At 51.5% G+C, this 16,570-nt stretch carries 13 protein-coding genes; 9 read left to right on the top strand and 4 right to left on the bottom strand.

Annotated features, from left to right (window positions below):
* Positions 1-90: 90 nt before the first annotated feature.
* Complete coding sequence (gene glgB, locus BLR64_RS03015) at positions 91-2,019, top strand: 1,4-alpha-glucan branching protein GlgB (RefSeq protein ID WP_090712059.1); 1,929 nt, start codon at positions 91-93, stop codon at positions 2,017-2,019.
* A 30-nt stretch (positions 2,020-2,049) separates the two neighbouring features.
* A complete protein-coding gene (gene glgA / locus BLR64_RS03010; protein WP_090712057.1) occupies positions 2,050-3,474 on the top strand; it encodes a glycogen synthase GlgA in 1,425 nt (474 codons plus the stop codon).
* A gap of 229 nt (positions 3,475-3,703) precedes the next feature.
* On the opposite strand, the gene BLR64_RS03005 is transcribed toward glgA, so the two are convergent.
* Positions 3,704-4,255, bottom strand: a complete 552-nt coding sequence (locus BLR64_RS03005; protein ID WP_244157596.1) for a DUF4334 domain-containing protein — start codon at positions 4,253-4,255, stop codon at positions 3,704-3,706.
* 48 nt (positions 4,256-4,303) lie between these two features.
* Positions 4,304-6,061: an alpha-glycosidase gene (locus tag BLR64_RS03000; protein ID WP_090712055.1), complete on the bottom strand. Its 1,758-nt coding sequence runs from the start codon at positions 6,059-6,061 to the stop codon at positions 4,304-4,306.
* Positions 6,062-6,517: 456 nt separating this feature from the next.
* Between BLR64_RS03000 and BLR64_RS02995 the strand changes: the two genes are divergently transcribed.
* The 4 genes from BLR64_RS02995 (at position 6,518) to BLR64_RS02980 (ending at position 10,516) form a co-directional block, all read left to right on the top strand.
* On the top strand, positions 6,518-7,336 hold the full coding sequence (locus tag BLR64_RS02995; protein ID WP_090712054.1) for a transporter substrate-binding domain-containing protein: 819 nt from the start codon (positions 6,518-6,520) through the stop codon (positions 7,334-7,336).
* 152 nt (positions 7,337-7,488) lie between these two features.
* Complete coding sequence (locus tag BLR64_RS02990) at positions 7,489-8,148, top strand: amino acid ABC transporter permease (protein WP_090712052.1); 660 nt, start codon at positions 7,489-7,491, stop codon at positions 8,146-8,148.
* Positions 8,135-8,857: an amino acid ABC transporter ATP-binding protein gene (locus BLR64_RS02985; RefSeq protein ID WP_090712050.1), complete on the top strand. Its 723-nt coding sequence runs from the start codon at positions 8,135-8,137 to the stop codon at positions 8,855-8,857. Before BLR64_RS02990 ends, BLR64_RS02985 begins: the two co-directional genes overlap by 14 nt.
* A 129-nt stretch (positions 8,858-8,986) precedes the next feature.
* Positions 8,987-10,516 carry a Ppx/GppA phosphatase family protein gene (locus BLR64_RS02980; RefSeq protein WP_167360584.1) on the top strand — a complete coding sequence of 510 codons (1,530 nt, stop codon included), beginning with the start codon at positions 8,987-8,989 and terminating at the stop codon, positions 10,514-10,516.
* Here BLR64_RS02980 and ppk1 read toward each other — a convergent pair.
* Complete coding sequence (ppk1, locus tag BLR64_RS02975; RefSeq protein WP_090712046.1) at positions 10,464-12,578, bottom strand: polyphosphate kinase 1; 2,115 nt, start codon at positions 12,576-12,578, stop codon at positions 10,464-10,466. The two genes, BLR64_RS02980 and ppk1, sit on opposite strands and share 53 nt — an antisense overlap.
* A 337-nt stretch (positions 12,579-12,915) precedes the next feature.
* On the opposite strand from ppk1, the gene BLR64_RS02970 reads away from it, so the two are divergent.
* Positions 12,916-13,590: a 3D domain-containing protein gene (locus BLR64_RS02970; RefSeq protein WP_090712044.1), complete on the top strand. Its 675-nt coding sequence runs from the start codon at positions 12,916-12,918 to the stop codon at positions 13,588-13,590.
* Between the two features lie 66 nt (positions 13,591-13,656).
* On the opposite strand, the gene BLR64_RS02965 is transcribed toward BLR64_RS02970, so the two are convergent.
* Entirely contained in the window at positions 13,657-14,541 is an 885-nt protein-coding gene (locus BLR64_RS02965; RefSeq protein WP_090712042.1) for a polysaccharide deacetylase family protein, read from the bottom strand.
* A gap of 194 nt (positions 14,542-14,735) precedes the next feature.
* Here BLR64_RS02965 and BLR64_RS02960 point away from each other — a divergent pair, with 194 nt between their 5' ends.
* Positions 14,736-15,776: an NADH:flavin oxidoreductase/NADH oxidase gene (locus BLR64_RS02960; protein ID WP_090712040.1), complete on the top strand. Its 1,041-nt coding sequence runs from the start codon at positions 14,736-14,738 to the stop codon at positions 15,774-15,776.
* A gap of 86 nt (positions 15,777-15,862) precedes the next feature.
* A complete protein-coding gene (locus BLR64_RS02955) occupies positions 15,863-16,567 on the top strand; it encodes a dihydroorotate dehydrogenase electron transfer subunit (RefSeq protein WP_090712038.1) in 705 nt (234 codons plus the stop codon).
* The last annotated feature ends 3 nt before the right edge of the window (positions 16,568-16,570 follow it).

The raw sequence follows: 16,570 nt of genomic DNA, 5'->3' as shown, positions 1-16,570 counted from the left end.
AAACCTATTTTTTCCTTAAAACGCATTTTCAAAAGCCGGACATTCGGGTAATGTTATAGGTGCATCCTATACAATTAAGGTGGTGATGATTTGCCTGACATCCAAAAAACAGTAAACCTCCCGTCAACTGAAGATATTTATCTGTTCCATGAAGGCACGAATTATCGCAGCTATATGATGCTGGGCGCGCACATTGCCGCTGAAGAAGGGAAGAAGGGCGTACGCTTTACCGTGTGGGCTCCTCATGCGACATATGTAGGACTGGCTGGTGATCATAACGGCTGGGATGGAACACAAGAAGCGGACTCGTTAATTAAGATACCCGATTCAGGATTTTGGAGTCGTTTTTTTCCGGGAATAGAGCCGGGAACTTTTTACAAATACAGGATTATCTCAGCTGGCGGTGAAAGCTTCCTGAAGGCCGATCCTTATGCCTTTAAAGCAGAGGTGAGACCGGCGACAGCATCCGTTGTGGCGGATCTGGCCGGCTATCAGTGGGGGGACAATCTGTGGAGACGCAGAAACAAAGCCCCTTATAACGGGCCGATGAACATTTATGAAATGCATTTTGGCACCTGGAAGCAGAAGGAAGACGGTGAATTCTACACCTATAAAGAAATGGCTGATCTGCTGATCCCGTATCTGGTGGAGATGAGCTATACTCATGTTGAGTTTATGCCGCTTGCCGAACATCCTTATGATTTATCGTGGGGGTATCAGGGAACCGGATACTTTGCTGCCACCAGCCGTTACGGTGAGCCTCACGAGCTGATGTATCTGATCGACCAGCTGCATCAGGCCGGAATAGGTGTCATTCTGGACTGGGTGCCGGCACATTTTGCCAAGGACGCACATGGCTTGCGAATGTTCGACGGCTCTCCGCTGTATGAATATGCCGATCCGCTGCTGGCCGAGAAGCCGGGCTGGGGCACCTTGTCCTTTGATTTCAGCAAGCCGGAGATTACATCTTTTCTTATTTCCAACGCGCTTTTCTGGTACGATGTATATCATATAGACGGTATGCGGGTAGATGCAGTGACCAGCATGCTGCGTCTGGATTTCGAGAAGCAGAGCCATCAGTACCGACGTAACGTCAACGGCGGACTGGAGAATCTGGAAGCGATCCGGTTTATTCAGCAGCTGAATAAGACTATTTTTCACTATTATCCAAAAGCACTGATGATGGCTGAGGAATCCAGCGCCTGGCCTGGAGTGACTGCTCCGGCGCACGAGGGCGGGCTTGGGTTCAATTACAAATGGAATATGGGCTGGATGAATGACACGCTGGGTTACATAGAACATGATTTCGGGGCACGCCCCTATCATCATAATTTGTTGACCTTTCCGATTGCCTACGCCTATTCTGAGAACTATACGCTGCCGCTGTCCCATGATGAGGTTGTACACGGCAAAAAATCGCTGCTGGACAAAATGCCCGGCTCCTATGAGCAAAAATTTGCCGGCTTACGCCTGCTGCTCGGGTATCAAATTTCTCATCCCGGCAAAAAACTGCTGTTCATGGGCGGTGAATTCGGTCAATTCATCGAGTGGAAGGATCAGGACCAGCTGGACTGGCTGCTGATGGACTATGAGGCTCACCGCAGGATGCTGGCTTACACTGCAGCGCTTAACAAGCTCTATGTAACTGAGAAGGCGCTCTGGGAGCTGGACCACGATATGGAGGGCTACCAGTGGATCTACGCGGATGATTATGGCCAAAGTGTGCTTTCCTATATCCGCCGGGGCAAGAAGCCCGTTGATACGCTGGTTATTATTATTAATTTTCAGCCGGTGGAGCGGAAGAATTACCGGATCGGCGTTCCCCGCGCGGGCACTTATGAAGAGCTATTCAGCTCGGAGACCGTTGAGTTTGGCGGTTCTGGCTACCATAACGGTCCGATGAAGAGTTCCAAGAAGGAATGGCATAATCAGGTGAACAGCCTGGAGCTGACGATCCCGCCGCTGAGCTTTCTGGTTCTAAAGAAGGCAGGACGCAAGCCAAAAGCAGTTGTGGAATAGAGAATCCGTACTTTTAAGGGGGAAATCTGCATGAAAGTATTATTTGCTGCCGCTGAAGCCCATCCGTTCATCAAAACGGGAGGCCTGGCCGACGTCATTGGAGCTCTGCCCAAAGCGCTGAAGGGAGCCGGGGTAGATGTACGTGTAATTTTGCCAAAATATAAAGGAATTCCTGAAGCCTATACTGCCGGGCTGGAGCATGTGGCTGTATTGGATGTGCCGGTCGGCTGGCGCAACCAGTATTGCGGAGTTGAGCGGCTTGTATATGACGGTATCCCGGTCTATTTCATCGACAACGAATATTACTTCGGCCGGGACGGCATTTACGGGTATATGGATGACGGGGAGCGCTTCGCCTTCTATAACCGGGCTGTGCTGGAGTGCCTGCCGGAAATCGGCTTTCAGCCGGATGTGCTGCATTGCCACGACTGGCATGCTGCCGTTATTCCGCTGCTGCTGAAGGCACATTATCGTCATGATGAATTCTATAGCGGTATGCGTACCGTATTCACGATTCATAACCTGCTGTATCAGGGGGTATTCCCGTACTCGGTGCTGGGTGAGCTGCTGGGTCTGGATCACAGCTATTTTGACAGCGTGGAGTATTACGGCAACGTAAACTACATGAAGGCGGGGATTGTCCACAGCGATCATGTCACTACGGTCAGCCCGACCTATGCCGATGAGATCCGGACTCCGTATTACGGCTACGGCCTCGACGGCCTGCTCAATTACCGGGCTGACAGCCTGAGCGGAATCGTGAACGGCATTGATACCAAGAGCTACAATCCTAACACGGATAGCAAAATTTATACCAAATACCGCTCCAATCTGGCCAAAAAAACCGAAAACAAGCTAGGCCTGCAGCAGGAGCTGGGCCTGCCGGTTGCTCCCTATATTCCGCTGGTGGCAATGGTTACGCGGCTGGTTGATTCCAAGGGCCTTGATCTGCTGACCCGGGTACTCGACGAAATCCTGTATTACGACGATATCCAGTTCGTTCTGCTCGGCACCGGGGATGAGGTGTATGAGCGCTGGTTCCGTGAAGCGGCGTGGCGTTATCCGACCAAGCTGTCGTCACAGATTCTGTTCAATGATGCCTTATCCCGCAAAATATATGCGGCCAGCGACATTTTCCTGATGCCGTCCAAATTCGAGCCGTGCGGAATCAGCCAGCTGCTAGCCTTGCGCTATGGCAGTATTCCGGTTGTACGCGAGACAGGCGGGCTGAATGACACCGTGCAGTCCTATAATGAAGAGACGGGGGAGGGGAACGGCTTCACCTTTAAGGATTACAACGCCCATGATATGATGTTCACCCTCCGCCGGGCCGTCTCACTCTACCACAAGCCGGAGCACTGGAAAAAGGTAACCAAAAACGCCTTCGCCGGTGACTACAGCTGGAACGTTTCTGCAGAGCAGTATATGGATATATACAAAAAAATTGGTGAATAAAGAGTATAGGCTGTAATAAAAGAAAGTACACCAAAAAACTCCGCAAAGCTGAGCTTTGCGGAGTTTTTTGGTGTGGGTGTATATCGTCTGGTGCGCGGGGGACGGGAGGAGTGAAAGGGGGAACTACTTTTGATTGGAGCTGAAAGTGTGCTAAGAGAGCCAGCCAAAGGGAAAAATCCTTTTTATTTCAGCCACGTGCACCGCAGCGTCACAGTTTCTAGTCCAGCTCCTACTCCGTCACCCTCCGCAAAATAAAAAAGAAACCCAGCTCCTGCTGGTTTTTAAAATCCATCACGCCAAGCAGTGTATCCTCGTCGATCTGCCGGAAATGGTCGATAATCGCCTTCTGGTCATAGACCATGGAGGCACTGATCTTTCCCCGGTATGCGATCATCCGCAGCCGCGCTTTACCAGAGCCCGTCCTGATCAGCGGTAAAACCAGCCTGAAGAGGGGGCGGACGATCCGCCGGGGGACAAGCTGAAAAGGCAGCGTTAGCGGGAGCAGTCCGGGATTCACGCGGAAGAGCCGGCCATTACGCTTTTCGAACAGGAGTGGATGGACAGTCTCAGCATCCAAGAACTCTTTTCCGTACCAGCCGGTCAAGTGAAGCAGGCCATCCATAGGATGGCCGGAAGGAAGCTCGCTGCCGCGCCATCTGCCCCACATCTGTTCCATCTCCACAGTTTCGAGCAGATCGAACCAGGTGAAGGCTTCCTGCTGCGTCAGCTGCCCTTTTTGCAGGTATAGCTCCAGAAAATCGTTTGCACTAAACGGCGACACGACTGATCCCTCCGATTAAATAACCGTACCCACATGTGCATATGCGCTTCAGACCTGATATTGCTCCAGATTCCTGCATAAAATCCGGTAGCCGTACGGGTCCAGGGAGATATGCATTATTCCGTCCTCAGGGGCCACTCTGTCTCCGGTCAGCGCATCCTGCCAGTCATCCGTCTCCATCGGATGGCTGAGTGTGCGGGGAACGGGGGAGTTATTCATCCATACGGTAAAATGGATTTTCTCGTCAGCCCGCTCGTACACAATGCAGGGATCGTTCTCACAAGCCAGCAGAATGCGGAAACGGCCTTCCCGCAGTGCTTTGTGCTGCTTGCGCAGCGCAATCATCATCCGGTAGAAATCATATAGCTCCCGGTCCTGCCTGGCCTTATCCCATTCCATACATTTGCGGCAGTCAGGATCTTCATGGCCGGTTAAGCCGATCTCATCCCCGTAGTAAATGCAGGGCGTCCCCATAAAGGTAAAAAGAAACACAACCGCAAGCTTCAGCCGCCGTTTATCTTCACCAACCACGGTCAGCAGGCGGGGAGTGTCATGGCTGCCGAGCAGATTGAACACGACCTCGTTCGTCTGCTGGGGATATCGCATCAGCAGGCCGCCGATCCGGTGCCCGAAGGTGATGCCGTCCATACCGCCGTTGAAAAATTCCAGCACGGTCCCGGAGAACGGATAATTCATGACAGAGTCGAACTGGTCGCCGAGCAGCCACGTCAGGGAATCGCTCCATACCTCTCCTACAATATAAGCATCCGGGTTGGCTGCCTTAACGACCTTGCGGAAATCACGCCAGAAATGATGATCCACTTCATTGGCCACATCCAGCCGCCAGCCGTCGACCTTAATCTCCTTGATCCAGTATTCCGCTACCTCCAGCAGGTAGTTTTTGACCTCGCGGTTAGCTGTATTGAATTTGGGCATATTGCCAAAAAAGCCGAAAGTGTCATAGGTAGGAATACCGTCGACAACCTCAGCAGGAAAGGAATTTATATGGAACCAGTCTTTGTACACGGAATATTCACCCTTTTCCAGCACGTCCTGAAACGGCGGGAACTGGTCACTGCAATGGTTGAATACAGCGTCAAGCATCACTCGGATGCCGCGGCTATGGCATTCTTCGACGACACGCTTCAGCAGCTCATTATCCCCGAAATGCGGGTCGACCCTTTTATAATCGACAATGTCATATTTATGATTGGAAGGGGAGACGAAGAGGGGCGTAAAATAAATCGCGTTGATCCCCAGATCCTGCAGATCATCCAGATGATCCAGTACACCCTGCAGATCCCCGCCAAAAAAATTGCCAAACTCCGGCTTTCCGCCCCAGGCTTCAGTACCTTCAGGGTCGTTGTCCGGATCACCGTTGGCGAAACGCTCGGTCATAATCTGGTAGAAGACAGCATCCTTGGCCCATTTGGGAACCTGAAACAGGTCAATCTGATGTATATAAGGAAATTCATAAAAATGGGTAGGCGGCTGAGGACATTCCGGACGGATGCTGTTATCCAGCAGATACACATTTTCCGGACCTTTGCTGACACGGAAGGTGTAGCTGAGCCGTTTGTATTTTGGCCGGACGGCACATTCCCAGTAATCGAATTTGTCATCTGAGGCTGCCTTTTCCATCATAATTTCATAAAAGGTATGGTCCCAGTCATATTTGTCACCGGTGAGGGCTGTAACACAGTCCACATCGTCCCGTTTGGTGCGCACACGCAGATGTATAGTTTTTGTATCGTAAGCATAGGCCCACTTGTCACGGGGCACATGGTACATAGCTTCCAGCAGCATGATCGCACCTCCTATAAGTTTTGTGAGCATAACCTTCCTGAGACACATCGTGCAAAACTTGTTTCGAAAGCATTCGCCTAGTTTTGTGGGATAACTTGCCTGAACACCTTGTGCAAAACTGCACAAAAGCCGCTCCGCTAGCATACAGTTAGTTTTATAGGTATAAATGCCTATGACGCACCTGCCTGCTTCGCCAGCTTCAGGTAAATATTACCACACCGAATGGGACTGTGAATCAGTCTGGTTAGTTTGTGAACGGCTGGAGATAGTAGTAGTATACCCCTCTTTTCCTGGAATGTGCAAAAGAGCAGGGCATGTCAAGAAACTGATAGCGTTTTCCTGTCAAAATACCTTTTGATGATAAAAAATGTCTTTGCATATTCATACGCAGTGATTTATAATAAATCGGTCATGACAACCTAGATAACTTAATGAGAGAATAGGGGAGATATAAAGATGAAAAAATGGGGTAAACTTTCACTGGGAATGCTGCTTGCAGTTGGTCTTTTGGCAGGCTGCGGCAATAACAACGATAATGCTGCTTCAACAGATAACGCTGCAGGCAATACTGGCGCTGCTGCTGCCAAGACATTGACGCTGGGAACAAGTGCAGACTTCCCGCCGTACGAATTCCATAAAGTAATCGACGGTAAAGATACAATCGTAGGCTTTGATATTGACATTGCCAAGGATATTGCTGCCGATATGGGCGCAGAGCTTGTGATCAAGGATCTGCCGTTTGACTCCCTGCTGAACGAGCTGTCCAGCGGCAGAATCGATCTGGTTATTTCCGGACTTAGCCCGACTGAGGAACGCAAAAAGGCGGTTGATCTGTCCGACATCTACTACAAAGCCGAACAGGCAGTAGTTGTACGTGAAGCTGACAAAGATAAATTCGCGACAATGGATGCCCTGAAGGGTGCCAAGATCGGCGTTCAGACCGGCTCCATCCAGGAAGAAATCGCCAAGGGCATTGAAGGCGCACAGCTGACCTCCCTGGGCAAAATTTCCGAAATCGTCCTGCAGCTGAACTCCAACCGTGTTGACGCTTCTATTATGGAAGGTCCGGTTGCCAAGTCTTTTGTCAAAAATGTTGAAGGACTGGTTATTACCGACGCCAAGCCCGAGGTTGAAGATGACGGTTATGTAATCGGCGTGAAGAAGGGCAATACAGAGCTGCTTGACCAAGTGAATAAGACCTTGACCCGCCTGAACTCCGAAGGCAAGATTGAAGAGTACGTAGCGGCAGCAAGCGAGCTTGCTGAGAGCGAATAAGCTTTTGCCAAAAACTAACCTGCAGTGCAGACCAGCATGAGTCTGTGTATAGATAGTTGCAGGGCAATGAATGCTCTTTAAGTAGAAAATAGCGGTAATACGCTGTTTTCTATTTTTTTGAAAAGGATAAGAAGAGGAGGTTTTGCCGTCAAATGAATATTTTTGATATGGCCTATGAATACCGCAATTTTTTCTTTGCAGGTCTGAAGTATACATTGCTGCTGGCGGTGCTCGGCGTGTTCTTCGGCTTTGTGCTGGGGATTATCGTTGCGCTGCTGCGCATGTCCAAGTGGAGAGTCCTGCGTTTCATCTCAACCGCCTGGGTTGAATTTTTACGCGGTACGCCAATGCTGGTACAGCTGTTCCTGATCCACTACGGCCTAACGGAGCTGGGACTGGAATTTACACCGATTCAGTCGGGGGCGATTACCCTTACGATTAACAGCTCGGCTTACCTGGCGGAAATCTTCCGCGCCGGTATCCAGGGTGTGGACCGCGGCCAGGTTGAGGCAGCCCGCTCGCTCGGGATGAAGCAGGGCATGACCATGCGCTATATCGTGCTTCCGCAGGCGCTTAAGAATGTGCTGCCGGCAATCGGGAATGAGTTCATTACGATTATTAAAGAATCTTCAATTGTCTCCATGATCGGGGTAGCGGATTTGTTCTTCCAGGCCAAGACGATTACAACGATTACTTACGAGGGTCTGACCCCTTATGTCATCATTGCGTTAATGTATTTTGTATTGACCTTTACCTTGTCCAAGCTGCTGGGCATACTGGAACGGAGGCTGAGCACCGATGATCACCGTTAAGAATCTGCAGAAGCATTTCGGCAAGCTGGAAATCCTGAAGGGGATTGACCTGGAAATCAAGAAGGGTGAGGTTGTCGTCGTGATCGGCCCCAGCGGTTCGGGCAAAAGCACCTTCCTGCGCTGCCTGAACCTCCTGGAGGAGCCCACCGGCGGTGAGATTACCTTTGAAGGCCAGTCGATCACGGCCAAGAAGCATGATATTAATCAGACCCGTGAGAAAATGGGGATGGTGTTCCAGCAGTTCAACCTGTTTCCGCACATGTCTGTACTGCAGAATATTACCCTTGCCCCGCTGAAGGTGAAGAAGCAGCAGGCTGCGGAAGCGGAGAAGATTGCTGTCGATCTGCTGCGCACCGTAGGGCTTGAAGACAAACGCGATGCTTATCCGGCCCAATTGTCCGGAGGACAGAAGCAGCGTATTGCCATTGCGCGGGCGCTGGCGATGCAGCCGCATGTGATGCTGTTCGATGAGCCTACCTCGGCGCTTGACCCTGAGATGGTCGGAGAGGTGCTTGAGGTTATGAAGAAGCTGGCTGAGCAGGGGATGACAATGGTCATTGTGACACATGAGATGGGCTTTGCCCGCGAAGTGGGTGACCGCATCCTGTTCATGGACGGCGGTTACATCGTTGAGCAGGGGACTCCGGCTGAAGTATTCGGCAATCCGCAGCATGCCCGGACCCAGGATTTCTTAAGCAAAGTGCTGTAAACATCTAATAACGGCCTCCGGATATGCTCCGGAAGCCGTTTTTATTTATGTACATATTATTTTGGCGTCCGGGCAATTGGTGATATAGTATAACAAATGGCCAATCAACTTGAAAAGGAGTACATACAGATGAGAGATGAACTTTGCCGGATTGGCATCATTGATATTGGTTCCAACTCCATCCGGCTCGTAATCTACGATACGACCCCGGAAGGCGGCTTCAAAATTATTAAAGAGTGCAAATACTCTGCGCGCCTGAGTGAGAAAATTACAAAGGAAGGCAGACTGGAGCGCAAGGATATGGATACGGTAATTCCGGTTCTGCGCCAGTTCAGGGAAATCTGCAGCGCCTTCGGTGTCGAGAAGATCCGTGCCGGAGCAACCGCAGCAATCCGCAATGCAGCCAACTCTGCTGAGATCATAGAATATCTGTCTTCAGCCTCTTCCATTACGATTGAGATCATTACCGGCTATCAGGAGGCCTACTTCGGATTCCTGGGAGTGATTAATGCCTCCGATGTCCAGGACGGATTCGTGATTGATATAGGCGGTGGCAGCACGGAGGTTACCCTGTTCCGCGGACGCCGCTATCAGCATAGCATCTCCTTCCCGTTCGGTGCGGTCAACACGAATCTATTGTTCAGCCATAACGGGAACTGGAACGCGGAGCAGGTCAAGAAGCTTCAGGCTTATGTGACCGGCAGGCTTGTCGAGCATGACTGGCTGGGAACCGGCGAAGGGCTGCCGCTTTACGGCCTGGGTGGAACCCTCCGCTCCCTGGGCAAGCTTGACCAGAAAAACCGGGATTATTCCCTGCCGAATTCACACGGCTATACTTTATCCGGTGAGACGATCAACCGGTTCATGGAGGTTCTGCCGGCTACACCTTTTGACAAGCGCAAGGAGCTGGACGGGCTGTCCAAGAGCCGCGCAGACATTATCGTTTCCGGGCTGATTATTTTCCATACGGTATATCATTATATCAAGGCAAGCCAGGCTGTAATCAGCGGGGAAGGGCTGCGTGAGGGTATGCTGCATGATCTGCTGCGGCCGGAGCAGCCGGTATGTGACAGTGCACTCGAATTCAGCCTGGACAGGATCATCCGCTTTGACATTCACACCTCCAAGCAGCATCTCGATCATATCAACAAGCTGGCCCAGCGTTTATTCAGCGCCTTTGAGCTGGGCGGGGACAGGGCGGAGCAGGAGATGCTGATCTATGTCTCGGTCATGCTGCATCGCACAGGTTCCAACATTAACTACTACCAGTCCAAGCGGCATACCCGCTACTGGCTGATGAATTCGCCGATCCGCGGGCTGAGTCACCGCCAGCTGATACTCTGCGCCCTGATCGCCTCCTACAGCACAAAAAGCCGGAAGCAGAAACTGTCCCAGGCGCATAAGGACATTTTGCTGGCTTCCGACGAAGATCTCATTCATAAGCTGGGCACGCTTGTACAGCTGAGCATTGCGCTGGACAGCACCGAGATCGGCATCATCCGCGATCTCAGCGTCCGCCTGCACGGCGGAACGCTCGATCTGGAACTGCATGGCACTACAACCGTGCTTATCGGCCAGGAGGACATTGAGAACGCCCTGAAGGCGTTCAGGAATGCTTGGGCGGTGAAGATAAAGCTCGGCTACCTTTCCAACGGCTGACATCCATAGCGGCGAACTGGCTCCGGAACGGGGCCTTTTTGTCGTCCGGGCGTTCATAATAACCATTAGGCTGGAGGAAGCTTGCTTTTACGTTATCATTCAAAGACATGTCCAGAACCTTGACAATCTGCTTCTTGATGACACTGTCCTTCACAGGACACATCAGTTCAATCCGCCGGGTCAGATTCCGAGTCATCCAGTCTGCACTGGACAGGTACACCTCCGGCTTGCCGCCGTTCTCAAAATAGTAAATCCGGGAGTGCTCAAGGAACCGGTCGACGATGCTGCGTACTGTAATCCGCTCGCTGAGCCCTTCTATGCCAGGACGCAGACAGCAAACCCCGCGGACGATCAGATCGATGGATACCCCGCTTTGGGCTGCACTGTACAGGCTGTCGATGACCTCCTGGTTGGACAGGGAGTTCATCTTGGCAATAATCCGTGCAGGGCGTCCTGCGGCAGCATGCTCCGCTTCGCGCAGAATCAGCTTCTGCAGCGACAGGCTCATATTGGTCGGTGCCACGATAAAGGCATTCCAGTTATAGTTCGCCGAATATCCGGTCATCTGGTTGAACAGCTCGGAAGCATCCAGCCCGATTTCGTTATTCGCGGTGAACAGGCTGAGATCCGTATAAGCCTTGGCCGTACTGTCGTTATAGTTGCCGGTGCCGACATGAACATAGCGGCGGAGCTCATTGCCTTCCTGGCGGACAATCAGTGTAACTTTGGCATGGGTTTTGAGGCCGACAAGGCCATACACGACGTGACAGCCGGCTTGCTCCAGCTTCCGCGCCCAGGCGATGTTGCGCTCCTCGTCAAACCGGGCCTTCAGCTCAACAACTACAGTAACCTGTTTGCCGGACTCGGCAGCATGGGCGAGTGCAGTAATCAGCGGCGAGTTGCCGCTTACGCGGTACAGCGTCATTTTGATGGCCATAACGGATTCATCCTCTGATGCCTGGGTAATGAAATCGACCATGGCGTCAAAAGATTCATAAGGATGATATACGAGCACATCGCGTTCTCTGAGTACCTCAAAGAAATCCTCGTTCTCATCGAACTCCACCGGATAGTGCGGTTCAATCGGCGCGTCATACAGGTAGTTGAAGCCCTTCAGACTCCCTGCAAAGCCCCGCAGGAATCCCAGATCAAGCGGCCCTTCAATCTCAAATACGAAATCCTCCAGTTCAAATTCAGCCTGCAACTGCTCTAGTGCGTAAGGGTGAATCCCTTTTTGTACCTCCAGCCTGGCAGGTACACCGCGGCGGCGTTTGCGCAGCTCCTTCTCAATTTCCTCCAGCAGATCTTCCGCACCTTCCTCATCAATAGTCAGGTCAGAATTGCGCGTCAGGCGGAATTCGTTGACGGCGACAGGCTCATAGCCGCTGAACAAGGTCTGAATATGATGCCGGATCACGTCTTCAATGAACACAAACTGCCGTTTTTTGCTGTTGGAGCGGTGGGGGAGAGGAATACATCTTGGCAGGTTGGACGGAATTTGCAGAATAGCAAAATAAGGCTCTTCTTCCTGCGTGTTCTTGCGGGTCAGCACGACAGCAAGGTAGATAAACTGGCTGTGCACTAGCGGAAACGGTCGGCTCTGGTCAACGGCCATCGGCGTAAGCACCGGGAAGATAATATCCCGGTAATATTCCTCTACGGACTGCTCCTGCGCATGGGTGAGGTCTTCATAATTGACGAATACAATGCCTTCCTTGTGCAGATTTCGGGACAGGTCGCGGAAGGTGCGGTACTGGTCGGCGATCATTTTGGTGACACGTTTGATCAGACGTTTGTATAAGCCTGAAGGCGTATAGCCGGTAAAATCCTTTTTGGTGTAGCCTGCTCTGATCTGATCCTGGATTCCCGCAACACGGACACTGATGAATTCATCAAGGTTGCTGGACACGATCGCCAGAAATTTTGCCCGTTCCATCAACGGATTCTCGGGATCCTGCGCCTCCTGCAGTACCCGGCGGTTAAATTCAATCCAGCTGAGATCACGGTTAAGATATGCGGTAGCAGGGCTGTTGTGGATGTTTTTTTTGTCTTCTGTACTCACGTTGATTGACCCTCCAAGTATGCTTCAATGTCTAAATGGACTAACTTATTAACCCTATTCTATTATTCTACTATCTGCATAAGCCAGAAATGTTAACACTGTGTAAAATTTTTACCGGATTCTTGCCCGACCTTTGTATTTTTTGGCGCTATAAATGCAATTCTAACAGAATGGTAACATTTTCTTAGGCATTGGTTACAAAATTGTGATATATTCGATACTGTCATTTAACAAAATACTGCATCTTAGCTGCCAGGCAATAAGGTAACTGGGTCCAGAATGATTTCGGTGTGATAAAGGTAAATTCCTGCACACCCCCTTATTGAAGGAGGAACACATGAAGAACAAATCCAAAGCTTTTGCCATTTTTGCTGCCGCTCTCGGAATCAGCACCATGCTACATACAGCCCCCGTTAAGGCAGACAGCGTACATATTGCAGGCGCAACTACAACTTATTATACTCTATCTAATTATTATGGCATAAACATGAGTGAAATTATGAATGCCAATCCGGATGTAGCTGCGGGCAATATTTATCCCGGCCTGAGCCTCACCATCCCCGGTGTTACAGCACCCAAGGATACAGTTTCGATGAAAACATCCGCCGTTTCCGAGGCTTCCATTATCACAGCCAGCCTGAACGTTGAGTCTGCTACAAATACTGTAGAGGCATGGGGCAAGGCATTCAGCTATGAAAAAGTGATCCAGGTCAAAGCCTCCGCCTATTCGTCTGCGGCAAGCGAGAATGGCGTATGGGGCGCCGTCGATTATTTCGGTAATCCGCTCAAGCTCGGAACCATAGCTGTTGATCCGAGTGTCATCCCGCTCGGCACCAAGGTTCTGGTGACCGGCCACTCGCATCCGGGACTGCCCAAGATGGCCTTCCTGGCCACGGCAACGGATACAGGCAGCGCCATAAAGGGCAACCGGATCGATATCTTTATTCCGGGCAGCCAGAGCTCGGTAGCAGAATTCGGATACCAGTATGTAAACCTGTTTATCATTGACTAGACCATCAGTATATATTCTCTCAGAAACAAAACGGATACCTTCCTTTACAGGTCGGTATCCGTTTTTTTATTTGTTTTTAGATACCTGCAGCATATGAGGCACGGTAACGAAGATATAGCCTCTTTTACGCATGATGGTAATTACCTCTGGCAGTGCCTGGATCGTGCCCTGCAGATTGCTGCCTTTACCGCCGCCTCCGTGCTGCAGAATGATGGCCCCTTTGCCCGCGTGCGCCACAATATTGTTTCTGACCTGTGATTTAGGAAGACTGCGCCAGTCAAGTGAATCTACATTCCAGTTAACCAGCTTGTAGCCGCGGGACTTGGCCCATTTAAGCTGTGCCTCGCTGATATCCCCGTATGGTGGCCGGATCAGGCGCGGCTTGTAGCCGGCGAGTGCCGAGATGATATTCTCAGTACGGATGATCTGGGAGCGGAATTCATTTATGCCCAGCTTGCCGAATTCCGGATGATTGTAGGAGTGGTTACCGATAACATGGCCTTCACGGATAATCCGGCTAACAAGCTCCGGATGCTTCTCAGCCCTGCTGCCGACGACGAAGAACGTAGCCTTGACCTGATATTTGCGTAGAACATCCAGCAGCTGCGGAGTAAACCTCGGGTCAGGCACATCATCGAAGGTCAGCGCGATCATCCGGGTTCTCGGACCCTGTGTGAGGATTGTCTCCGGATATTTGCGGATCAGCTGGCTGAGTGTCAGGCTCTTGCTGCTCTTACTGCGCTTGTTGCGCCGGGCTGCGGCATTGAGCGCAGAGCCGGCGGGGACGGACTGCTCCGGTTTTTCTTTCAATTCCTGCTGCTGTTCCGGGCCGGGGGCCTGTGCAAATAAAGCTCCGGATGCTGCTGCAGGCGGGGGAGAGCTTTGAGGAACAGCCGCGATCAGCAGACAGAGCAGAATATATAATTTTCTGTACCTTAGCAGATGCTCCATGCCGCATTGCCTCCTTATAAAAGAGCCTTCAGCCAATGACTGGTTCTCTTGTTATCCCCCGCCCGCAGCGGATTTATGCCGGACTTCTGTCAGGCGGACAAAATTACAACACCGCCAAAAATCCGTGTATACTAAACGTATTCGGGAGATTAACCCGGCCAACAAACATAGCTCAGTGAAAGAAGGGGACGGAAATGTCTGAATTGTTTACGCCATATGAATTAAAAGCGCTGGTTTTGAAGAACCGGGTTGTCATGCCGCCAATGTGCCAATATGCAGTTGTACAGGAAGACGGCGTACCGGGTGACTGGCATTTCGTACATTATGTCAGCCGGGCGGTCGGCGGTACCGGCTTCATTATTGTAGAAATGAGCGGCGTACATCCGGATGGGCGGATCACCAATAAAGATACGGGAATCTGGGACGACGGACAGATCCAGGCGTATCGAAGAATAACAGATGCAGTACATGCCTATGGAGCCAAGATTGCGATTCAGCTGGGGCATGCGGGACGTAAAGCACTTGATGCCAATCCGCCTGTTGCCCCTTCGGCTATTCCGTTTGATGAACGCTCCAAAACGCCGCAGGCACTGAGTGCGGAAGGCATCGCTGAGATGATTAATGCTTACCGTGAGGGTGCAAGAAGGGCAGTGGAGGCCGGCTTTGATACGGTTGAGCTGCATGGTGCGCACGGTTATCTGATTCACCAGTTCCACTCGCCGCTTACAAATATCAGAGATGATGAGTATGGTGCTGACCCGATCCTGTTTGGTGAACAGGTGGTGCAGGCTGTCAAGGAAGTCCTTCCGCCGGAGATGCCGCTGATCATGCGGGTGTCGGCCAAGGAATATGTGGCAGGGGGTTATGATGAATCCTATGCGCTGGAATTTTGCCGCCGTTACAAGGCTGCAGGAGTGGACATGTTCCATGTCTCCTCGGGCGGTGAAGGGCCGATAGGTTCGGGCGGGGTCCCTAACGCCGGGCCCGGTTATCAGGTTGACCTGGCAGAGCATATCCGCAGCGGGCTTCAGATACCAGTAATAGCAGTCGGCCGGCTGGATGATTACAAGGAAGCACAGGCTGTAATTGAGGAGAAAAAGGCAGAGCTGGTAGCTATCGGAAGAGGAATGCTCAGTGATCCTTATTGGACGCTGCATGCGGAAGAAGCGCTCGGCGGTGTGGATAAAGCAAATATACCTGTGCCGTATGAACGCGGAGTATGGAAAAGAAAATAGATTGTTAATATTGTGAAGTATGTCACAGATTTTAAGCTCCTTCTAAGGCATGGTTAATAAGATAAAATTTGAAGGAGCTTGATAACGTGGCGACGGTAATAAGTAACGAGCGGCTGGCTAATGGAGTGTACCACCTTCGGGTGGAGGGAGATTACGGCGGTAAAATGGGTCAATTCTACATGTTGCGGGCATGGGGAGCCTATCCGCTGCTGTCAAGGCCCCTTAGCATACATCAAGTGAACGATGATGGTGTGGAATTTCTGTATCACGTTGTAGGTGAGGGAACCGAGATTTTTGCGGAGCTGAGCCCGGGAGATAAGGTTCAGCTGGAAGGACCCTTCGGCAACGGATTCCCTGAAGTGGAGGGAAAGATTGCCCTGATCGGCGGGGGAATCGGAATTGCACCGCTGTATTATTGTGCCCGGCAGCTTCCGGACAGTGATGTGTATCTGGGCTTCAGCAGAGAGGCCTTCCGGACAGAAGCCTTCCGGCCGCTCGCAGCTGAGCTTACCGTTGATGTCGGCGGGCTGATTCTGGACAGTGTGGACTTTAACAGCTATGACCATATTTTTGTCTGCGGCCCGCAGCCGATGCTGAAGGCGGCACAAAGGAAGGGAGCCGCTGCAGGGGCGGGCGGCAGACGGCCGAATGTGTATCTGTCACTGGAAAACCGGATGGCTTGCGGCATCGGCGCTTGTCTCGTCTGCAGTGTATCCTGTCTGGACGGCCAGCGCAAAGCCTGCGCAGACGGCCCTGTATTCCTTGCCGAGGAGGTTGTTTTTCATGATTAATAC

It is taken from the genome of Paenibacillus typhae (assembly GCF_900099765.1).
GTDB lineage: Bacteria > Bacillota > Bacilli > Paenibacillales > Paenibacillaceae > Paenibacillus_AQ > Paenibacillus_AQ typhae.
The sequence above is the reverse complement of the archived record's forward strand: the minus strand, read 5'-3'. Positions and strand labels throughout refer to the sequence as shown.